Here is a 21,829-nt window from a genome sequence, read left to right as displayed (position 1 = left end):
CTGTGGTGGAAGTCCCAGGCATCCGGGTCAACCTGCGCTGGGCTCGCCCAGCTCAGCCCGGCATACGGCCGCGTTGTTCCGGCAGTTCTCAAGGAGCTCGGGGTACCCGCCCATGCGGTTCAGGTCCTTTGCGAGATCCTCGAATGCCTGCCGCGCCTGCCGGTAGTCGCCGGCCAGCAGGTGCAGGTTGGCGAGGTCGTACCGCAATGGAACCTGCTCCTCAACCGCCGTTCCGACGGCGAGAACCCCCTTGATGAGTTCTGCCGCCTGCACGAACCGCTCCTGCTCGGCCAGCTCCCCGATCTGCGACCGCACATCCGCGAGCGTCCTCGTGGATGGCTGCGCCACCACGGATCCCGCGGAAGCAGCGGCGACCGGCTCGATGCCGCAGGCGTCCAGCAAAGCGACTCGGCCCTCGCCTGCGAAGGGAACAAGAAGCTGCCCGACTTCCCCGGCAGAGGCCGGCCGGTCGGACGGGTCCTTGGCCAGGAGGCAGAACAGGAGATGAGCCAGGTCGTCCGGGACGTCCGCCCGGTACTCGGTGACGATCGGGATGGGCGATCGCATGTGCCTGTGCAGCATCTCCAACGAGCTGCCGGCCTCGAACGGCGGCACACCGGTGAGCATCTCGAACAGGATGCACCCGAGCGCGTAGAGGTCTGCTGCCGGGCCCACCGGCGCACCCGCGGCCTGCTCAGGTGCGATGTAGGCGGGAGTGCCGAGGGTTTGACCGGTGGCGGTCAACCGGGACTGCTCGGCCGGCCCGAGTAGCGCGGCGACCCCGAAGTCCAGGACCTTGACCACCCCCGAGGGCGTGATCATTAGATTCTGCGGCTTCAGGTCGCGGTGTACGAGTGACGCGGCATGAGCGGCCGCCAGCACGGAGGTGACCTGCACGGCGATCGATGCGGCCTCTGCCACCGGCAGCCGGTCGCGCTCCGCCACGAGATCCGCCAGCTGGCAACCACGGACGAGCTGCATGGCGATGTAAAGGTCGTCGTGGTGTCGGCCGAGGTCATGGATGACCGGCACGCCGGGATGGTCGAGGCGGGCGGTCACCCGTGCCTCCCGCCTGAACCGCTTGACCGCGACCTCGCGCTCGTCCTCGGGCACTTCGCTCGTCCGAAGGAACTTGACCGCGACCGGCCGGTCGAGACGCTCGTCGTAGCCGGCCCAGACCTGGCCCATTCCCCCACGACCGATCGGATACGTCAGCTCGTAGCGATCAGCGATACGGTCCCCCGCCTGCACGTGCCGCCTCTCTCTAGTCGTACGTCGGCCCCGGCCTCACCACCGGCAGACTGTCACGTCGCCTCTCGTTGCACGAGACGAGAGGTGAGGAACGGGCTCGGAGTGCCGTGCCAGAACACCGCCAACTCGTCGCGGGGTCGGGTGGCGGCGACGAAGAGAAGGGACCGGTCGCGCTGGCGTTCCCGCTGGTACCGCTTCGGATCGCTGTCCCGGTACCGGCTGATCACCTGCCGGGGCACCAGACCGTCACTGACCCCGGCGATGATCATGCGCTGGTATTCGAGTCCCTTGAACCTGTGCATGGTGCCGACGTGAATGCCGTCCGGCTGCTTCGGGCCATCCGGGCCGATCTCGACAGCGGGCAGGCCTTCGGCTTCCATCCGGCTCAGCACGTCGGCCGCCAGTTCCCGGGTGGGGACGCAGATGGCCAGCGATCCGTCGACCGGGTTGCCCCAGGATCGCAGGTGCGTGACGATCAAGTCCTGCTCCTGCGTCCAGGTCGCGGCACCGTGGAACACCGGCCGGGCACCCCGCAGAAGGGAACGGTAGCCCGCCAGGTCCTCCTCGCCTCCGTCCAAGTCGTCGTATACCTCCCCGGTCATGATCTGGAGCGCGTCGGCGAGGATCTGCCTGGTGGTGCGATAGCTCAGCGTGAGACGGGACGACCGGCCGCGGATGTTGATGCCGAGGCTGCCGAGCGTGACGTGGTTGTCATAGATGCGCTGATGGGTGTCACCCGTGAGGAAGAGGTCATCGGGGCCGGGGGGCACCATGGCTCGCAGCATCTTCCAGTGCGCCGCGCTGAGGTCCTGAGCCTCGTCCACCACGACATGGCGGTAGCGAGGGCGCCGGAACCCACCGGACGACTCGCCGGACTCCGCCGCCCGGTCCATCTCCAGACGCGCTGCCCGCTGAGCCACCTGGCGCCAGGTCCAGACACCGCGGGCCTCCAACCAGGAGGTGAACCGCTCAGTCAGCTGCCAGATCTGATCCCGTTCCATCCGGGTGAGGCTGCGGCCCCGGTTGGGCCGGCGCGCTTTGAAGTACTCCGCGCGCGAATTCAGCACCTGCCCGAGGATCACCTGTGTCCACTCGGCGGCGAGAAAGTCCGCGTCCCAGCCGGAGGCGCTGGTCTCAAGCAGGAACTCACCCCAGAGGTCGGGCACCTGATTGTCGCTGACGACGTTACGGTTCGCGCCCGCCTTGGCCTCGGTAACGACGCGGCTGGCCAGCCGGTCGATGTTGGTGATGTCCACCCGGGCCACCAGTTCCTGACCGCCGAGTGCCAGAAGACGGGTCCTGAGATCGGCGGCGAGGTTGCGGTTGAAGGTGGTCAGCAGGATCGGTTTGTCGGTCCCCGGCGGCAAGTGCCGGGCAAGATGGGCCACCCGGTGCAGCGCGACGATGGTCTTGCCGGTGCCCGGGCCCCCACCGACGCGGGCCGGGCCGTTGTACCTGCGTTCGACAAGCTTCCGCTGCGTCGGGTGCAGGAAGATCTGCCAGCGCTCGAATGCCTCCCCGATGATCGCTTGCAGGGCCTCGTCGTCTGACGTCACCTGCGTCGCGGGGCGCTGCACGGCCGCCGCGAAGTCCTCCAGGTCCACCGGCTCGTCCGCGCGTACCGGCTCGGTGACCTGCTGGAGCACCTCCTCGTAGGGCTTGCCGTCGAAGAGCGCGAAGAGGACATCTGTCGTGAGCTGCGGCGCACGATCGAGCAGTTCGAGCAACTCGGCCTCGGTGGTGAGTTCCCGGATCTGCGGCAGCAGCGGCTCGGACACGCCCAGTTCCAGGAGCTGGGCGTCGCTGTAGGCGTCGAAGAGCGGCTTCTGCGTCGGCGTCGGTTCGGCTTCCGGCGGGACGACCCGGCCGACGATGCTGTCTCCCACCGGTGCCAGGTCGACGACTTCGATGCCACCGGTCACCCGGTTGATCCGGTACGCGTAGCGCGACAGGTCGTCGTACACCTCGCCCCGGTGCTTGACCGCGACGAGCAGATAGTCCCGGTCGGCGATGTGCAGCAGGAGCGCCCGGTAGTCACGGTTGACCCGGGCGGACATCAGTCGCGAGTCACCGTTGAGCGACTTCAGCTTCAGCCCGGGATTGTCCGGGTTGTTGCGGAACTTGTGCATGAACTCGTACACCGCGCCGATGTCGGCGCGGGTCAACTTCATGACCTCCTTGTCCGCGCGGTCTAGGATGCGCAGCATCGCTCCGGTGCTCATCAGACCTCTCCCCCACTCGTCGCCGCGAGCTGCGCCGCCAGTTCCTCGGCCGACCATTCCCGCGCGGTACGCGCATGCCAGCCCGCTTCCGTGTACGCCCGGTCGCGGTCCTCCGTCTCCGGGTCGTCGGGCGCGCCGGTCAGTACGACGGCGATCCGCCGCTCCGGCCAGGCCAGCTCGGCCGGCCATGCCTGATCACCCAGCTCGTAGCCGACGACCGGGACGGGCAGGTTCTGCCGCGCCAACTGCTGCACCAGCAATTCCAGCGTGCTCTCCTCGCGGTCCATGTAGCGCAGGACGTCCTGCCACGGCGACTCGTCCTCGACCGGTTCCGTCACGGTGCTCGGCGGCTGCGGCGCGGTACCCAACCAGGTGGCGGTCTCGTCGTCCAGTGGCAGAGCCCGCTGCGCCGACACAAGCCCGGTGCCCTCGGTAACGGCCAGCGACATCGGGTCGAACGAATCGAGCGCGGAGACCGCGAGCTGTCCCGCGTCACCCCCGGCGGGCGTGAGGAACTGGATGACGTTGCCCCAGGTGAGCCATGCGGCCCAGCGGGCCTTGTGTGCGCCGTCGGTTATCGCGCCCGGTAGATCGTTCACCAGGGCGAGCGCTGACCACGTAGGCAGCGGCTTGGTGCGGGCATCCATCACCACGGTCATCGGGCAGCCGGCGCTGTCCTGCGCACGGGCCACCATGATGTGCCGTGCCGCAGCGGCAGCGGGCAGGGGCTCGTCCCGGAGGGAAGCGACCACTCGTTGCGCGACACCACTGGAGTCGGTGGTGGACTTGTCCCGAGCCTGCTTCAACAGGCCCGCCAGAACAGCTTCCGCGCGCCGCTGCCACCGGATGAGGTCAGGCTCGGCGAGGAACCGCATCAGCTGTTCGATCGGATTGGTCCAGATGGTCTGTTCCAACTCGTCCGGGTCGGCCCCGGGCAGGAACTGCCGGTACCGCTCGCGGGCGGTCTGCTTGGAGACGCCGCCGTACGGCGTCCACCGGCCCGACCCGTCACCGCTTCCCCACGTCTTGACGTCGTCCCAGGTGGCGGCGAAGACGAGATAGCCGTGGGCACGCAGGCGCGCGCGCTTGTCAGCGTCGTCGGCCAGTCTGTTGTACTGCGGCGAGGCGTGGTACTTGAACCCGTCGAGGTAGACCGCCACTTCTGGGGACGGCGCGTCCAGGCGCGTGAAGTGCACGTCCGGCCGGGTGCCGCGGACGGTGTTCTGCAGCTTCATCTGCCAGTGTGTGACGCTCTGCCCGCCGTCACTGACGAATCGCAGGTCGGCGACCCGGGCGCCGTCGTGATCCCGCCGCCGGTCGATGCGCAACCCCGAGCCCGGTGTCTCGCCGAGGGCCAGCAGCTTGGTGAGGAACTGCAACTCCAGCTCGCTCTCCACCTGATGGATCAGCGAGATCTCGTCGGTGCGGGTGCCCTCCTCGACACCCCAGCTGTCGAGCAGCTTGTCGAGCATACCGAGCGCCTCGTCGCGGCTCATCAGCGCGAAGTGCTCGTTGCGGGCGTAGCGCAGCAGGCACCTGTGACATACCGGCTTCGCCTCGTTGCGGCACTCGCAGTCGGCGATCTGCCGGCGGGCCAGACGCAGGACGGCCCGGAACTCTTCGGGCTCGGCAAGGCGGTGCAGGTAGCCGGTGCCCTGCGGCTGGGTGTCGTAGACGACAACGAAGTTGCGGGTGCCGTCGCTCTGGCCGTCCGGCATAGTGGCAGAGACGGTCTGCAGGTGGGCGGGCTCGCCGCCGTACTGGGCCGCGATGCCGAGCCGGACCGCCGCCGCGAAGGACAGCAACCGCTCCTGCACCATCGCGGTCGCTGCCGGGATCAGGATGCGCAGCGCCTCGGTCTCCAGTTCGTGCGCCAGGACCAGGTCGACGTGCGTGTCCGGCCCGGCGGCGGACCGCCGGTACGGGCACCAGGGTCGGTGGTGTTCAGCCCCTTGGATGACCGTGGCACCTGAGGCCTGCGCGGCGAGCTGCTGGCCGGTCACCGGAGCTCCGTCAACGGTGGTGCCGCCACAGGACGTGCAGGTGTGGAACCTGTTGATCCGCACCTCCTCGCCGGCGAATAGTTCGGCAGCCCGGTCGTAGCGCTGGGCCCCGAGGTTGAAGTGGCGGATCACCGCGTGGCGGCTGTAGTCGACGCCGAAGGTGTCGTGCGCGTGCCGCCAGGACGATCCCACCTTGGCCGGGTCGATGTCGACGGCGACGGTGGTGGCGTAGAAGCGGCGGTCCCGGTCGTCGCTGTCGTCCCGGATGCGGGCGTCGTCGCGCTTGTCCCGGCTGTAGACCCGTTTCGGCTGCAGCACGTGGAACAACCGGCCGTGATCGGCGATGCCCCGGTCCGCGCAGCGCGGGCATGCGCTGGTGTCCTCCTTGGCCAGGTGGGTACGCACGTACCCGCACTGCGCGCAGATCCGCCACTGTTCGTATGTCGGCCGGTCGGGCGGGCCGACGTCGAGCCCGGAGATCTCGTGCTTGTAGCCCCGGACGTAGTAGCTGTTGCCGGGGGCGATCTCGACGAGGGCCGGACGGGCCGGGCGTGCGTACTCGCGCAGCTCGCTGTGGAACCGGCGGTCACCGTCGACCTGCTCCTCCCAGGTCAATGTCGCTTCGAGATCGGTACGGCTGTCGATGAGCGCGTAGTTCGGGAGCAGCCCGAACTCGACCAGCGTGCCGTGGGCGGCAGCGGCGCTCACATCGCGCAGCCGACGGCGGACAGCGGCTTCCTCCGCCTTCAGCATCCGGATCTCGCGGGCGTGATCGGGGTCGCTGGGTACGAGCGTGGCACGGGCCTTGGCGATCTCCCGGAGCCGACGTCGCAGGTCCGCCAACCGGAGCTCCCAGGTCTCGTCCGCCTCCTTGACCCGGTGGACGATCCCGTCGACGGCGAACTCCCGCAGTTCCTCGACGGCGGAGGTCATGATCTTGTTGCCGAAGAGCGCCAGGAAGCCCGTAACCAGGTCGACGCCGTCGCGCCGGGCCGCTTCCGCGAGGTTGGCGAGCCAACCGCTCGGGCCGAAGAGTACGTGCGCGCGGCGTGGCATGGGCAGCACTCCGGGCAGCCGGCCGCGCGCCGCCAGGTCGATCAGGTGCGCCAGGTACTGCCGGCGCAGGATCTCCACGGCGGACAGGAAGCAGCCGGGCGGCACGATCTGCCCGGCGATCATGTCTCTCGGCTCGGTCAGGTAGTAGCGGTCCCGCTCACTGCGGCCGACGAGCGTGAGCACGAGAGCGTTGCCGCTCTTCCGGCCGGCCCGGCCGGCCCGCTGTACGTAGTTCGCCGGTCCGTGCGGGAGCGACGCGAGCACCACCGCGGACAGGGCCCCGATGTCGATGCCCATTTCCAGGGTGGGCGTGCAGGACAGGACGTTCGGGTCGGTGTACCGCCTGCCGTCGCGGAACTGCTTCTCCACGTTCTCCCGCTGGGCGCGGGTGAGCATGCCGGTGTGCTCGCCGGTGACGACCCGGAAGACCGAGCTCTCCAGGTAGAGCCGCCGGTAGTAGTCGTCCGGCGCGGTGTCGTCGTGGGCGGCCCGCAGCAGGCCGCGGCAGCGGTACTGCCGGCAGGGCTGGCCGACCCATCCGGCCACCCGGTCCGGGTGTTCCGTCTGCTGCCAGTGGCAGGTGTCGCAGGCGACCCCCGCCTGTTTGGCGGCGTCGTCATCAAGCCGGGTGACGCGCAGGTGGCCGGGCGTCAGGCCGTACACCTGGTTGCCGTCCTCGGTGTCGCCGACCGCGACGATGCCGGCGGCGGCCAACGCCGGCATCAGGCTGGACAGGTAGGCGGCTGCCGCGGCGAGATCCATGCCGAGGCATCGCGAGGTCCAGTCCTGATACCAGTTGCCCCGAGCGGTGATCGCGTCGAACTCGGACTTCGACTTCGGCGTCGCGAGCAGGAAGGCGGGCGCGGACACGCCGCGCGGGAAGGCGGGCATGCCGGCAGGCCGGCCGCCCCACACCTGCCACCGGGTGCCGCCCCGCTTGAGGTATGGCACCAGCCACTCGTGGTAGATCGCGCCACGGGTGCGCAGCCGCTCCAGCAGGCCGCGGAGGAAGGCGAGGTAGCGGGCATCGTCCGCAGGCGTGCCACCGAGCTGCCCCGGGGCGGTCCTCTGCACGTCGCGACAGATCCCGGTGGCCTTCGCGGGATCGTCGAGGGCCACCTCGACGGCGACGCTGCGGGTCAGCTCCAGGGTGCGGCCCTGACGGGAACGCAGACCGGTCTCCATCACGGTGGCGAAGACGAGCCGCTCGCTGATCAGCGACCAGGTCTCTCGGGTGCCGTTGTGCTCACCGGCGAGCAGGCTGTCGACGTCCGGCCGATCGTGCAGGTCGGGTGGTACGACAGTGGAAAGGATCTCCGGTTCGGCGGCCTTCTCGATCATCTCGACGAAGAGGTCGTCCAGCCCCACCGACTGTCCGGGCCGCAGGCGGCTGGCGAGCAGCGAGCGCAGGGAGAAGGCGTACGACCGGTTGGCGACGAACCCGGCCCGGTGCGCGGCGTCCTGCACCGAGTCGTTGAACAGCAGCGTCTTCTTCTCGTGCTCGTCGAGCTCCCCGCCGGTGAACAGCTGGGTGATGGCCACCGAGGCGAGCGTGGCCAGCCCGGCGCCGAGGAAGCGGATGCCGTGGTCCATCGAGCAGGACGGGCAACGATCCTTCTCCGCTGCGTCGATCGCACCGAGGTCGCCGAGCACGACCAGCGCGTCGGCGGACCGCACCCGGTCGCGCTGCTCGTCGAACGGGCGGACCCGCCGGCCGTACTCCAGCACCAGCAGCCCTCCGGTGCGCTGCTGGATCTCGTCGTCGGTGGCGGCGATCAGCGCGCGGACCCGGCGCTTGTCCCGTCCGACACTGGCTCGGTAAATCTTGTCCGGATCGGTCTCCAGTTCCTGCGGGTCCTTCTCCGGCGACAGCGCCATCCAGCCGGACCGTCCGCAGTGCCGGCAGTAGACAGCCGGCAGGCGCGGGTAGCGGTTGTCGGCGATGACGACGTCGGCGTCCGGCACGTACGGGTCGATTTCCCGGGGCGGCTCGCCGTACCAGCCGAAGGCAGGCTGACGGGACGTGCCGCGCAGCAGCCGCGAGACGGACCGCACCCACAGGTGCGTCTCGATGTTGAGCAGCGGACGACCCGGTACCTCCGGGTTCTCAGCGAGCGACAGCAGGCCCACGAACCGGGCGATTGCCTTGGCGGTCACCTCCGGCCGCGTCTTCATGGCGCTGCCCCAGCCGGTGGCGTTCTTCCGGGGCAGCACGTCGATGATCTCTTCGAGCGTGCAAGGCCGGGCCTGGAGCGAGTCGAGCACCGCCTTGGTGAGCGGATGCCGGCGCAGCAGCTCCCCCAGGCGCGCCGGATCGTCGGCGCAGCGCTGGCCGACCACCAGCTCGGCGACCTCGGCCATGAGCCCCGGGTTCCGGTCGTCGACTGCGGCGAGCTGTTCCGGGGTGGGCAGGGGCAGCCCGAAGTCCTGGTGGTCCATGAATTCGCCGGGCTCGTAGCGGTCCTCACCGACGAGTGAATCGGCGTCGAAGGCCACGCCGAACACCTGCTCGGCGACCTCCCGGATGGCCGTACGGCCGTCCCGGCCACCGCCCTCACCCAGGGTGGCGGAGGTGGCAACCGGGCAGATGCCACCCAGCGGACGGTCCGCCTCGGCCAGCCCGAGCGCGGCACCGAGCCGGCGCAACAGCATCGCCACGTCCGTACCCTGGGCGCCGTCGTAGGTGTGGAACTCGTCCAGCACCACGTACGCCGGTTCCGCGCCCTCCCACAGCGGCAGGTCGTCACCGCGCTGGAGCAGCAGGTCCAGCATCTTGTAGTTGGTAATCAGGATGTCCGGCGGGGTCCGCCGCATCTCCGATCGTTTTGTCATCACGTGGCGGTACTCGATGGCCGCGACGTCCCCGATGTAGAGGCCGGCCGTGATCCCGGCCAGCGCAGGATCGGTCAGCAGATCGTTGATGCGCTGCGTCTGGTCGGTCGCCAGGGCGTTCATCGGGTAGAGCAGGATCGCCTTGACACCGGCCCGCCCTTGCTGGCGCTGCCGACGGCAGTGGTCGAGCACCGGGATCAGGAACGACTCCGTCTTTCCCGAGCCGGTGCCGGTGGTGATCAGGGTCGGCTCGGCCACCTTGCCCCGGGTCGAGAGCCGGGCGAACGCCTTTGCCTGGTGCAGGTAGGGGGTGAAGTCGGCCGGCGCCCAGTCGAGGCACACGCGCCAGTCCCCCGCCGCCGGTCGGAAGGGGGTGCGGATCCGCAGGTACGGCCCGCGGAAGACGCCCTGCTGCGGGTGAGAAAGGAAGCCTTCCAGGCCTTGGCGTACGCCGTCCTCGGTCAGACCGAAGGTCGTGGTCAGGTACTGGGTGAGGGTCTGGCGCAGGGTGTCGGCGGCGATCGTCGGTCTCATGAGCGGATCACCGCCGCATGCTACTTCACCCCTTACCGGGCTCTGACCTGCCGGATGGGCTGAACCACGCACAAGTCAGATTCGCGACAGGCAGTAGTCGGGAGCGCATCTTCGCATTCCTGCCCGCCAGCATCGATCACCTCGACGCGCGGGCAGGCTCGTTATGCGGCTGCCGGCTCCTCGCCTTCCCCGTCTTCGCTGGTGTCGAGACCAACCTCGCGTGCTAGTTCGGTGGCGGTCATCCGCTGGTCAGCTGCCGCCCGACCCGCATGGTCGAAGCGCACACCCTCGGCCTCCAACACGGTCCGTGGGTCGTCTCGGCGTTGAGGGTCGGGCCAGCGGAAGTCTGCCGAGATGGCGCCGTCGATCTTCAAGACTCGATGGGCGTTCGGAACCTGGACACTGGCGAGGCGTCCGGCAACCGCGCGGTGGAATACGCCGATCACCTCCGCGATGTCCGAGTAGCTGGTCCAGCGGCCGGCAGGAATGCTGGCAAGCGCCTGGTTCATCAGGGACCAGCGTGGGCTGGGTGGAGTCACCGCGGCCGATTCGTCGGGGCCCGGCCAAATGAGCAGGACTCGGTCAGCGAGGGCTCGGCCACGCGCGAGGATCTCCGTTCGACCCCACCGGGGCGAGTCAGCGATTTCACGATTCATCGCGAGTCCGCTGTCGCGGAGGATCTTCTTCTTGGCCTCGAATCCGTCGTTGGCCAGCTTGGGGTTGTACGCGGTCAGGCTGAGATTCCCGAGAGTGTGCACCAGAGAGCTGTGTAGTTCCTCGACCGTCTCGTCGGCCTCCAGGTCGGGAGCCAGCATCTCCCGCCACTCGTCCGTCAGGGACTGCGGCAACACGTGCTCGATGGTGACCTTCGCGGTGTCGAAGTTGATGGGCTCCTTGTGCTCGAAGTCCTCCTCAATGCAGCGCAGCACGTAGCTGCGCTGCGGACCGCGCCCCAGCCAGTAGAAGCTGTTCACCAGCACGGCTTCGCGGATGTACTGGTCGGTGGGGAACTTCTTCCGGACCCCTGAAAGCGCCCGCGTGATCGCTTTGGCCGAGGGGACCTGTTCTCCCAGGTCCTTGACCAGCGACATCAAGATTCGATTGGTGTTGGCACTGGCGATGCCCGCGATCATGCGACGGACCAGGTAGCTCTCGACGACCCGTAGTGCATCAGCGGCTTCGGCCGAGCTGAGGCGGCGCGCCTCGTGCGCCAGCAGGACATAGAGAGCGATGGGGTGGACCACTGCCGCACCCCAGCGGTCGAGCCGGTCCAACGCCCGCCGCAGGATCGGATCTGCGACTTCGCCCGGCTTCAGAATCTTGCGGAACAGGCGCGCTTTGTGGTGGAGATCGATGATCCACTCCTCGATCGCAGCCTCACCGGACAATTGGCCGAGGCGCAGCTGCTGCGACTGGTAAATCGCCTCCTGGGTGGCGCGGTCGTCCCCACGGAGCACCAGGTCCAGCCAGACCAGGTCCTCAAGCTGCTTATCCGTGAGCAACTCCTGAAGCGGCAGCCAATGCCGTTCGTAGACGTGGTCACCCCGAGCGGGCAGGCGCATGAAGAGGTAGTTTCGCAGCAGGTCTGCCTGGGTTAGCGGCTGGCCGGTGTAGTTGAGTGACTCGAAGATGCGGTGGACGTTGTCATCCGGGTGCGCGGCGATTTCCACGAGGCTCAACCTCGCCGCTACCGCCTGCTCGATCCGAATCAGATCATGGTCATCGTCCGGGTCGTCGGCTTGGACGAGCGCGGCCCGAAAAAAGCGATAGGCCTCGCCGATCCGATCCTCACCACCAGCACCAGGGTCCCTTTCCACGAGCGCCAACCACGCCGCTCGGTCGGCCTTCGTGGGTAGAAGCGTGTATCGCTCCATCCCCGACGCATACTTGTTGAACAGGTACATGTCGTCGATCTTGGCCGCTAGCTGCGCATCGGACTCTTGAACGTGATCCCGAATCGCACACAGCAGAATACTCAGTGTCGTCAACCGTTGTTGCCCGTCCACGACGAGCCAGCTCTGCACGCCGGTCGGCGTGTTAGCCGGACTCGGCGCGAGGACCACCGAACCGAGGAAGTGTGTGGCGTTGTCACTCACCTCCGTCACCCGCATCACGTCAGCCCAAACCTGTGCGAGATCTTTGCGCTTCCAGCTGTAGCGGCGCTGGTAGAGCGGTACGACATACTGCTTCTCGCCTTGCAGCAGGTTTCGACGGTCGTCTCGTTCGCCTTCAAGTAATCTCCCCGGGGACGATGCAGCTCAGCCGCGCGGGCGCGGAAGCCGTGCCCAGTACTGCTACCGGTCCATTCCGGATGGTGTCAATGAGACTGTAGGAATATCGGCTGTTCGACCTCGTCGCCGAAATCGCCACGAGCGCCGATACGGGTAGCCGCTTCCCCCTCCGTAGCGTCCCGACGCCTGCCTCGCCTGCAGCTTTGGCACCCTTCCAGCTGGGATCGTGCCGTTGCTCCTGACGTCGGCTGCCATCGCCCAGGGATGCCCGGACTCAACGGGAACCCTCCGCGCGGCAGGCCGACCACATTGACAGTGAGCACTTGATCGGCAACCCTGGGTGTCCGAGACGAACGCTGTGCCTCACCCTGGGGGTAAGCGTGAAGATCGAATCACTGGTGCGCTCTCTCGGTGCCGAGTCGACGCTCGCGGCCGAGTCCTCCGAGCAACTCGTCAGCGACGTGCTCGCGTACGCCAAGGAACGCGCCCGGGACAACGATGCCTACCGCTACGGCAAACCGCCGATACCGATCCGCATCGGTGCCGCGATTCGCACCAGTCCGGCACAGGTGCTGCACGAACTGGGCGTGGCCACCACGCTCCTGACCGCGTCGCCGCTGGCGCAGGTGGCCCGACACTGGGCTCATGTGCGCTACTGCGCGACGCTGGACGTACGCGATGGTCATCTCGCGTTGTCCCAGCATGCTGGCAACGTCGTTCATCACCACAAGGTGGCCCAGTCGGAGCAGTTGGGCATCGGCTTGGCCCTGGTAGTGGCGAAGGAGGTGCTGCGACGGCAGCATCCGCGCTGGGACTTCCACGCCGTCGACGCGGAGGTCGCGTTGAAGGCCGGCTTCCTCGACGGCGTGGGCGAGGTCGCCACCATGCCGAGGACCACGAAACGACCGGACTACATCCTGCTGGGGCACCACCGCTCCGGCCGACGCAACGGCATGAAGATCGTCGTGCTGGAGTGCAAGGGCACCCACCAGTCCCCGGGCTTCGCGCACGGACAGCTCGCCCGCGCGGCCGTCCAGGTGAACGCGCTGCGGGTGGGCGGGCGCAGCCAGCCGTCACTCATGGTGGCCTCCTACCTGTCCCGGACACGGATCACCTCGTACGTGCTTGACCCGCCGGGGGACGACGAGCTGTGGTCGGGCGCGGACGACGAGCTGGACGAGCTGCTGGGTGGTGCACCCGGCGACCAGGACTGGAGGCCGCAACCCGCACCGCCCGACGAGGGCCGCACCTGGGAGGTGCCGGCCGACGCCGATCTCCGGGCCGAGGCTTCGGACGTCTCCCCTGCTGAGGATCTGCCCCCCGGTCGCCCCGACGTGTTCGACATTCCCGCTGACCGGCGTGGCTGGTTCACCCAGATCCTGACCCGCGCCGCAGCGGCGACGGCACTCCTCTTTGCCGGGGACAACGGCACCGCGCGTGCGTACGCGACACCTCGTCAGCGTGACGAACAGCCCGATCTCGGCCAGCAGACGTTGTTCAAGATCGACCTGCCGTGGGCGTCGAGCACTGCGCGTACGCTCCGGCTGCCCAACGGTCTGCGAGCGGAGGGCACCCGCTACCGAGCACCCCTGCCGGACGGCGAGATTCTGGAGGTCTTCCGCGGTGTGGAGAGCAGCCTCTACCGGCAGCTCGCGGACGGTCAGCTCGGCGCGTATTTCCGCGCCGCACCGCAAACCTTTCGCCAGTGGGCGCGAACCCCGCTGAACGGCGGGGTGCTGTCGGTCGGCCGCGATGGCACGGTCCTCGCCGTGCGACGCGCAGAGAGGCACTGATCAGGGCGGCCGCCCCCCGACGAACCGGTTTCGTGCTAAACCGCGGGTAGGTCATTTCGCGATGTCCGTCCCGGCCGCCCGATGCCATACACCTTCTACCCACATCTCGTTGAGACCACTTCACCGGCGCGCAAAGCCAGCATCCGAGATGCGGAACAACCTACAACCGTACGCAAAAGGTTGACGCCCGTTGATCGTGATCGACCAATCACGCGGATCAGTCAGATCGCCGTACGAACGAAGGAGCCGTTCGTCAGCCGGCCAGAACGTTCGGTGAATTCCCGCCGCAGCACGTCCGCCATAGTGTCGACAGCCTCACATACGTGGTCACGCACCCGACGACATCGGAGGCCACCGTGGTCATGCGGCGCACCATCGGCGACTGGTATGCCAACGCGGAGGGCCGCGATTCGGCCGACTTCCGGCGTGACTGGGACAATGACGACCGGCCTGACCGCACTCCCGACTCCTGGCTCGACCGGTTGAAGCCATCGGAGCGGCCGGCGGCTGTCCGCCCTTCGCGCCGTTCCGCCTCCACCTCGCGGGGCGGCCTTCGTGGCACAGTGCCCACCCAACGCGGTTTGGCGGATGCCGCCCGCGAGCTCCAGCGCCGGATGCCCGGCATCAAGGACAAGACGCTCGTCCGGCACCTCCGGCAGCGCGGCTGGCTCGACGTTTCCGAAGAACAGGTACGCAAGGCGCTGCGTGCGTACCCGGCCCGGCCGAGCTCGCAGTCACGAGGAACCACGACGGCGACCACGCCGCCGAGCGCGAACCCGAAGCCGGCGAAGACGAGAACGAAGGACGGCGGGACCATCACAATGGTCTACCCGCCCACCACCCCTCCCCCGCCGAAGTCTAAGGCCCGAGGAACCATCAAGGCAGTCTCGCCCTCTCCCGCCACCCCAAAGCCGGCGAAGAACGGCACACCCAGCCGCGAGCGACCCACCTTGGCGGACGTGGTCCGCGAAGTCCAGGCGAGCCGCCCCGGGCTCGGCACAAAGAGGTTGACCCAGGAGGTCAGAGCGCGCGGCTGGCAGGGGGCCACCGAAAAGCAGGTCAAGGCCGCCCGGAAGTTCCTCCCCCCGAGCCCACCCGCGCCCACGCCACCACCCCGAAGGATCCAGGTTCCGCCCCCGCTTCGGACCGTGCGGACTCCGCACCCCGACGCCTGCTTCGCTTGCGGAGTCGTGCCTTCACCACTCGGGTCGTGCCGTTGTTCCTGACGCCGAGTGGCCCTTCGTACCGAGTGGACGGACGCTTCTGATCTATCGGCGGCCACGTGCGCCCGCGTAGCCTGACCCACTGCGGCCGAGCGCGACGTGGCTCAGACCGCCCACCCCCACGCGCCTCGACCCCAAGGAGTTCCCGGCATGACCTCGGATGCCCCCGACGGATCGGTTTCGGAAGCAGCCGTACCCGGGCAGCGGGTCCTCGACCTGTTGGACAAGGCCATCGCCGTCCAGAGCCCGCTGGTACGCAAGAACATCGCCCGGGCCCGCCAGCGGAACCCGGAGGCGACACCTGAAGAGGTGATCCGCAACCTGGAGCGGATGTACGTCAGCGCGTTGACCGGTACGGGCGCCGCGGTCGGTGGCGCTGCTGCCGCGCCCGGCGTCGGAACGGGCATCGCCCTGGCGCTGTCGGCCGGCGAGGTGCTCTCCTCCCTCGAACTGAGCGCCCTCTTCGCGCTCTCGATCGCCGAAGTCCATGGAGTCGGCATCGACGAAATCGAACGCCGCCGCACCATCGTCATGGGCATCATGCTCGGTGGATCCGGCTCCGCCACCATCACCAAGGTTGCGGAGCGCACCGGGCAACACTGGGGCCGCCAGGTCGTCGCGAAGGTGCCGCTGGAGACGTTGCGGCAGATCAACAAGATCCTGGGCAAGAACTTCATCACGAAGTACGGAACCAAGCAGGGAATCATCGTTCTCGGGCGGGTGGCGCCGTTCGGGATCGGCGCGTTGATCGGTGGCGGCGCCAACGCCGCTATGGCCACCCTCGCGGTGAAGGCCAGCCGCCGCGCGTTCGGCCCGCCCCCGCCGTCGTGGCCATAACGGGGGTACGCGCTGCCGTCAGCCACCGGCCGTCCCGTACGCGCCTCGCTCGGCAACGGAGGGCTTGGCCGGAAACTGCGCCAGGTCGGTCCAGTCCTCCAGCGCGGCGACGAGGATCTTCTTGACCTGAGTCTTGGCTTCCTCAAGCGCGAGATCGATGAAGCACTGGCATCTCGTCAGATCGTCCCCGTTGATCACGCACAACAGCACCCCGGCCACCTGGAGCCCGCGGGCCGTGGCGACCATCTTGGCGTCCGGGGGCAGCGGGATGCCGGACGCGAGTTCGCGGGCGAACGACTGCACGACCCGGTCGCCGCCCAGAAGTGAGGCGAGCCAAGCGGCGACCGCTCCGACCACGTCGTGCAGCTTCTTCTTGCCCGCCAGGATCGCCCCGGCCATGCGTGCCAGCAGCTTGCACCGCCTCCGCCGTCGGCGGCTGAAGAGTCGCTTCCAGGTCTCCTCGGTCACATAATCTGTGGCGCGGTCCGACACGACCTCGACCCACCCGTCGGTGAGGACGGAGGCGCAGAACTCGGCGGCCTTCTGGACCCGTTCCTGCTCGCGACGTTGCCTGGCACCGCCGCCGACTCCTCGGGGCGCTGCGCTCATGCCGGTGACCCGCCGCCTCGGGTGTGACGCGCGGGCACTACCCCGAGTCTTCCTCTCTTTGGGATGCCGTGGGCCCGCCTCCGGCATCCCGGGGTGCTTGTGGCAACGAATCCCCGCGATCCGTACACGGTTCTTGCAGAGGGTGTTGTCCTGGCACCGCGCGCGGCACTTCGGCATCTGACAATCATCACCACGCCCGGCCGGAATGACTGTCAGAAAATATACGGGTGCGCATTCGCGGTTCTCGGAAGCAGGTCGTCTTCACGGCCCGGCATGGGAATTGCACGAGCGTGAATAGTGCGACGTGGTCTTGTAGAGTCAGGTGTCGTAATTGTTTTTCGGTCGCGGTTCCGAAAGGTAGTCATGTAGGCACCCTGCTCGTGGGCCACGTCCGCAGCGTCGGTGGCGCCGTCGATGACCCAGGCGAGCGTGCCGCGGTGGCCGACGCGGTCCTCGTTCGCCCGCTGGCCGCCGGAGTGGTGACGGCTTCTCGCACCTTCATGGCTGCCCACTTCTCACGACACAGTCGCGTTACCTTCGCAGCTCAGCGGCGCAGGCGGCGGGAGCACTCGCCGTCGTGGCCGTCGCGGAGCACGCAGCGCCGCCCGCCCGGCATCCGCAGATCACAGAAGACCCGGTGCCGCAGGAACTGCTCGTCCTCCTCGGAGACGGTCATCTCCCCCGGGTCCATCATCGGCAGCACGGTGATCCACCGGCCGACGACCCGGGCCAGGCGCTGCGCGGCCGGCAGGTCGGCGGCGACAACGGGCAGGTGGATCACGTACCGTCCGCTCACCGCCGACCACCCTCGGCCTGCTCGGACTGCCACCGACGCAGCGCCACCTTGATCCGCAGCGTCTCCCGCCGGCTCTGCGCCAGCGCGTCGTAGACGGCAGCCATGTCGACGGCGACCCGGTCGAGGAAGGCGTACACCTCATCGGGGTTGAGGCCGCGGCGCCCGAGCCGGGCGGGCGGGAAGCGGCGCTCACGCACCTGCCACGGCAGCAGACTGGGGTACGCGCGGGAGCGGTACGTCGTTCCGGCGACCTCGGGGAACGGCCTCTGCTTGCGGACGCTCATCGGTGCCTGCCTTCCTGGTCGTGGATGGGTGGGTCCACCCGCCCTCCCCGCACGGGCGGACCACCCCGCCGCAGCTTCGCTCAGCGGTACGGCATTCGGGCTGGCCGGTGTTGGGTGGTCTGGGGAGCACGGCGGCCGATTCGGGGGTACCTCGGCCGCCGCACTGGCCATCCTGGGACAGTTCCCAGTGAATGAGCAACATTTGCGGCAACGATTTCCCCGGTCTGCGCCGATTTTCTTTTCCGGAGCCACGAGACGTTCCACGGGAAGGCCCGGCAGTGTTGCGCAATGGAAGAGGCAGCCGCCGTGGGAATTGCGCGATGATGGCTGTTGTCGGGGGTGTCTTGTATGGTCAGACGCGTGAGTCGCTTCGTCAGCACGAAGCGCAAGGCAAGCACTTCTCAGGTAACCGTTCCACGTTTCACCGATGGCGTCCGGATGTAACAAAACGCAACACGGAAAGGGGTGGCCGATGGCCGACGACATGGGCTCGACAGTCCCCAGGCGACAGCTCGGGCGAGCGCTACGCGACCTGCGCACCGAAGCCCGCATGACCCTCGACGGCGCGGCCGAGGCCATGCAGTGCAGCCGGCAGAAGATGTGGCGCATCGAAACCGGCCTCGGCCCCACCCGCGCCGTCGACGCCAAGGCCATGTGCGAGCTGTACTCCGCCACCCCCGAGCTGACCACCGCCCTCGTCGCCCTGGCCAACGAAACCAAAGCCAAGGGCTGGTGGCACTCCTACGACCTGGCGATCCCGGACTGGTTCGAGATGTACGTCGGGCTGGAATCGGCAGCTTCGAGGTTGCGCGGCTACGACGAGTCCCTGGTGCCTGGCCTGTTACAGGTGCCCGCCTACACGCAGGGCGTTTACCAGAACCGCCGAAACATGAGCGAGGCGGAGTTCGATCAGGTGCTTGCAGTCCGACGGCAGCGTAAGGCGCTCCTGACCCGCAAGCTGCCGGCGGCACCGACGCTGCACTCCGTCCTCTACGAGGCGGTGCTGCTTCGCAACGTCGGCGGGCGATCGGCGATGGCCGAGCAACTCACTCATCTTCTGGAGCTCGCGGAGTTCCCCAACGTCTCGATCCGGGTGCTGCCGCTGGCCGCTGGCGCCCCGTATGGCGCGATGGCAGGCACGTTCATGATGTTGGACTTTCCCCTGCGCAACCGGGTCGTACCGGATCCCTCAGTCGTGTACTGCGAGTCGTTGACGGGAGCCCTCTACCTTGACCGGCCCGCCGAGATTGCAGCCTACGAAAGAGTCTGGTCTAGCCTCGATGTGATGGCCCTCGACGAGGGACAATCCAAGCAACTGATCAACAAGATCGTTGGGGAGATCCAAAATGGCTAACCTGAACGGCGCCCGGTGGCGCAAGAGCACCCGCAGCGGCGACAACAACGGCGCCTGCATCGAGGTCGCCGACAACCTCCCCGGCGTCGTCGCCGTCCGCGACAGCAAGAACCCCGCCGGGTCCGCTCTCACCTTCTCCCCCACCCCCTGGACCGCCTTCGTCCGGTCCATTAAGTCCACGCACTGATGGAGTCCGACGAACAGTCCGTCGTGCCGGGGAGTGTGTCGATTTCCGTGTTTGGGCCTGTGGTGTGATCGAGATCGTTAGATGGCGATCCGGTCGCCGTAGGCGAGGATCAGGGCGTTGAGGGCCTTGGCCCAACCGTAGACCCGGCCGGTGATGCTCCCGCCTCCCTTGCGTTTCTGTTGGACGACGAGGTAGAGGACCTTCATCGCGGCCTGCTCGGTCGGGAAGTGCCCGCGCCGGCGGGCGGCTTGGCGGAACCGGGCGTTGAGGGACTCGATGATGTTGGTGGTGTAGAGGACCTTGCGGACCTCGTGGTCGTAGTCCAGGAAAGGCACGAACTGGGGCCACGACTGGCGCCAGAGCCGGATCACGGCGGGGTACTGGTCGCCGAACTGCGTGGCGAACTCCTCGAACCGGGCCTCGGCGGCGGCGACGGTAGGGGCGGTGTAGATGTCGCGCAGGGCGGGGGTGATCTTCTGCCAGTCTTTCCGGTTCGTGTAGCGCAGACTGGCGCGGACGAGGTGGACGACGCACTGCTGGTGCACGGCTTGGGGCCAGACCTGCTCGATGGCGTCGGTCATGCCCTTGAGGCCGTCGGAGCAGACCATGAACACGTCGGCGACGCCGCGGTTGCGCAGTTCGGTGAGGTAGCCGGCCCACTGCTTGGCGCCCTCCCCGCCGATCCCGGCCCACATACCGAGCACGTCGCGTTCTCCGTCGAGGCTGATCCCGACCACGACGTAGACGGGCCGGTTCGCGACCTGCCCCTGGCGGATCTTCATACCAGGGCGTCGATGAACACCACCGGATACACCCTGTCGAGCGGCCGCTGCCGCCAGGCTTCCATCTCCTCCAGCACGCTGTCGGTGACCCGGCTGATCAATTCCCGGGACACGTCCGCGTCATACACGTCCGCGAGATGCGCGGAGATCTCCCCGGTCGTCAGGCCCTTGGCATACAGCGACGCCGATCGCCTCGTTGAACCCGTCCAACCTGCGGACGTGCTTCGGCACGATCCGCGGCGTGAACGACCCGGCCCGGTCCCGAGGAACCTGGATCCGCACCGGCCCGACCTCGGTTTGCACCGTCTTCGCTCCGTGCCTGTTGCGAATGTTGCTCCGCCGACCCGATTCCTCGTCGACACCTGCGTCGTCAAGATGGGCATCCAGTTCGGCGTCGAGCGCTGATTCCAGGACCGTGCGGGTGATCCCCGCGAGGAGCCCACCCGGGCCGACCAACGAGACTCCGTCGGCCTTGGCCCGCTCGACCAGCTGCTGCGCGAACTCCACCTCAGCCGCCGTCGGTTCAGGAAGCTGAACCGCCTTCTTCTTGTCTGCCATGACGTGGTCCTTCCCGGACAGGAGCAACGTCCTGTCCAACGGACCACACCCAGGTCAAACACGGAAATCTACGCAGTCCCGGACTTGGTCGCGTATCCCGTTTTCGGGCGGGTCCGCTGTTTGTGCCAGCGGATGTAGTCACCGATCGCAGTGTCCTGCTCGGCGTGGGTGTGGTGGTCGGTGCCGTTGAGGGCGAAGTAGCGCAAAGCGGCGAAATCGACTTCGATCCAGTTCAGCCAGGAGCTGTAGGTCGGCTGGAAGACCAGCTCAACGTCGTTGGCCTGGCACCAGGCCCGGACGGTGGGGTGCTTGTGCGGGGAGAAGTTGTCCAGGATCAGGTGCAGCGTCTGTCCTGGCCAGCGGCGCCGCAGGCTCTTGAGGAAGTCGAGGAACTCGCTCGATCGTTTCCGGTTCCGGATCCGGTAGTGGATTCTTCCGGTGGCCAGGTCGAGGCTGGCGATCATATGCCGGACACCGTGGTCACGGTGGTAAGTCGCCCGGAGTCGGACCGGTTTGCCCTGCGGTGTTCAGGCTTTGCCCGGCCGGGGCTGCAGGTTCAGCGGCCCGAACTCGTCGACGCAGATGACCCGGCCGCCGGCCGGTGGATGGTCGTAGAGGTCGAGGACCCGACGCATCTTGGCGGTGAAGTCCGGGTCGTTGCTGGCCTTCCACGTCTTCGACGTCTGCCAGGTGACGCCGCGTTCGTGCAGGATCCGCCGGACGGTCTCGATGCTGACCGTGTCCACCTGGCCGGTGGCGATCAGGTAGGCACGCAGCTTGGACAGCGACCAGGTCGAGAACGGCTGGCCGAGGAAGCGGGGGTCACACCGGGCGATCACGCAGATCCAGTCGCGGGTCTGCTCATTGATCTTGTTCGGTGTGCCCCCTCTCCATTTTGGGTCCAGCGCGTCGAACCCCCGCTCGTTGAACGCGTGGATCACGTCGCGGACGTAGTCCTCGGTGGCCTTGATCAGGTACGCGATGTCGGGCGCCGGCTGGCCCTGGCCAGACATCAGAACGACGATCGCCCGACGCAGCTTGACCGGGTTCTTCGCGGTCCGCGTCATCTTCTGCAGCCGCTGGCCTTCGGCCATCGACAGCGCCCGCACGAACACTTCCGGGCGTCGTCCCACCCGGCATCACCTCCCACACCACCAACAGCAAGAGGGACAGCCTGCCCGAAACGGCCTCCGAACCGACGGATTACACGGCCAACGTTCAAAGACGAGGCACTAGAACGTAGCCGCCACCCATTTCCAGCACGACCTCTAGAACGG

Annotated in this window: 12 protein-coding genes and 2 pseudogenes; 4 read left to right on the top strand and 10 right to left on the bottom strand. The window is 67.9% G+C overall.

Annotation, left to right across the window (positions count from 1 at the left end; genetic code table 11):
• Window positions 1-27 precede the first annotated feature (27 nt).
• The 4 genes from J3R08_RS15905 to J3R08_RS15890 all read right to left on the bottom strand — a co-directional run bounded on the left by J3R08_RS15905 (window position 28) and on the right by J3R08_RS15890 (window position 12,099).
• The gene (locus J3R08_RS15905) at window positions 28-1,251 is read right to left on the bottom strand and encodes a serine/threonine-protein kinase (RefSeq protein WP_209961802.1); all 1,224 of its coding nucleotides are present in this window, start codon (window positions 1,249-1,251) and stop codon (window positions 28-30) included.
• Between the two features lie 53 nt (window positions 1,252-1,304).
• Window positions 1,305-3,473 (bottom strand): UvrD-helicase domain-containing protein, encoded by a 2,169-nt coding sequence (locus tag J3R08_RS15900; RefSeq protein WP_209961800.1) that lies wholly within the window; start codon window positions 3,471-3,473, stop codon window positions 1,305-1,307.
• Window positions 3,473-9,898: a DEAD/DEAH box helicase gene (locus J3R08_RS15895; protein ID WP_209961797.1), complete on the bottom strand. Its 6,426-nt coding sequence runs from the start codon at window positions 9,896-9,898 to the stop codon at window positions 3,473-3,475. The genes J3R08_RS15900 and J3R08_RS15895 overlap by 1 nt, the downstream gene beginning before the upstream one ends.
• A gap of 161 nt (window positions 9,899-10,059) precedes the next feature.
• Window positions 10,060-12,099 (bottom strand): DUF262 domain-containing protein, encoded by a 2,040-nt coding sequence (locus tag J3R08_RS15890; protein ID WP_245255359.1) that lies wholly within the window; start codon window positions 12,097-12,099, stop codon window positions 10,060-10,062.
• Window positions 12,100-12,509: 410 nt separating this feature from the next.
• Here J3R08_RS15890 and J3R08_RS15885 point away from each other — a divergent pair, with 410 nt between their 5' ends.
• On the top strand, window positions 12,510-13,922 hold the full coding sequence (locus tag J3R08_RS15885) for a hypothetical protein (protein WP_209961794.1): 1,413 nt from the start codon (window positions 12,510-12,512) through the stop codon (window positions 13,920-13,922).
• 1,373 nt (window positions 13,923-15,295) lie between these two features.
• Window positions 15,296-15,982, top strand: a complete 687-nt coding sequence (locus tag J3R08_RS15880; protein ID WP_069089729.1) for a hypothetical protein — start codon at window positions 15,296-15,298, stop codon at window positions 15,980-15,982.
• Between the two features lie 18 nt (window positions 15,983-16,000).
• Here J3R08_RS15880 and J3R08_RS15875 read toward each other — a convergent pair whose 3' ends face one another.
• From J3R08_RS15875 to J3R08_RS15865, 3 genes are all read right to left on the bottom strand, one after another.
• Entirely contained in the window at window positions 16,001-16,591 is a 591-nt protein-coding gene (locus tag J3R08_RS15875; protein WP_209961792.1) for a hypothetical protein, read from the bottom strand.
• 544 nt (window positions 16,592-17,135) lie between these two features.
• Complete coding sequence (locus tag J3R08_RS15870) at window positions 17,136-17,387, bottom strand: hypothetical protein (RefSeq protein WP_123111931.1); 252 nt, start codon at window positions 17,385-17,387, stop codon at window positions 17,136-17,138.
• The gene (locus J3R08_RS15865; RefSeq protein ID WP_209961790.1) at window positions 17,384-17,671 is read right to left on the bottom strand and encodes a DivIVA domain-containing protein; all 288 of its coding nucleotides are present in this window, start codon (window positions 17,669-17,671) and stop codon (window positions 17,384-17,386) included. The genes J3R08_RS15870 and J3R08_RS15865 overlap by 4 nt, the downstream gene beginning before the upstream one ends.
• Before the next feature lie 472 nt (window positions 17,672-18,143).
• On the opposite strand from J3R08_RS15865, the gene J3R08_RS15860 reads away from it, so the two are divergent.
• The gene (locus J3R08_RS15860) at window positions 18,144-19,025 is read left to right on the top strand and encodes a helix-turn-helix transcriptional regulator (protein ID WP_209961788.1); all 882 of its coding nucleotides are present in this window, start codon (window positions 18,144-18,146) and stop codon (window positions 19,023-19,025) included.
• Window positions 19,018-19,212 carry a DUF397 domain-containing protein gene (locus J3R08_RS15855; protein WP_209961786.1) on the top strand — a complete coding sequence of 65 codons (195 nt, stop codon included), beginning with the start codon at window positions 19,018-19,020 and terminating at the stop codon, window positions 19,210-19,212. Before J3R08_RS15860 ends, J3R08_RS15855 begins: the two co-directional genes overlap by 8 nt.
• 77 nt (window positions 19,213-19,289) lie before the next feature.
• Here J3R08_RS15855 and J3R08_RS32860 read toward each other — a convergent pair.
• The 3 genes and pseudogenes from J3R08_RS32860 to J3R08_RS32075 all read right to left on the bottom strand — a co-directional run bounded on the left by J3R08_RS32860 (window position 19,290) and on the right by J3R08_RS32075 (window position 21,685).
• Window positions 19,290-20,552: pseudogene (locus tag J3R08_RS32860) on the bottom strand (IS256 family transposase).
• A gap of 68 nt (window positions 20,553-20,620) precedes the next feature.
• Window positions 20,621-21,064, bottom strand: a pseudogene (locus tag J3R08_RS32080) (transposase); the annotation flags it as partial.
• Between the two features lie 15 nt (window positions 21,065-21,079).
• Window positions 21,080-21,685 carry a helix-turn-helix domain-containing protein gene (locus tag J3R08_RS32075; RefSeq protein ID WP_280841776.1) on the bottom strand — a complete coding sequence of 202 codons (606 nt, stop codon included), beginning with the start codon at window positions 21,683-21,685 and terminating at the stop codon, window positions 21,080-21,082.
• Window positions 21,686-21,829 lie beyond the last annotated feature (144 nt).

The organism is Micromonospora sp. HB375, from assembly GCF_017872985.1.
In the GTDB taxonomy this organism is placed as follows: Bacteria; Actinomycetota; Actinomycetes; order Mycobacteriales; family Micromonosporaceae; genus Micromonospora; species Micromonospora chalcea.
Note: the sequence above shows the minus strand (reverse complement) of the source record. Positions and strands in the feature narration are given on the sequence as shown.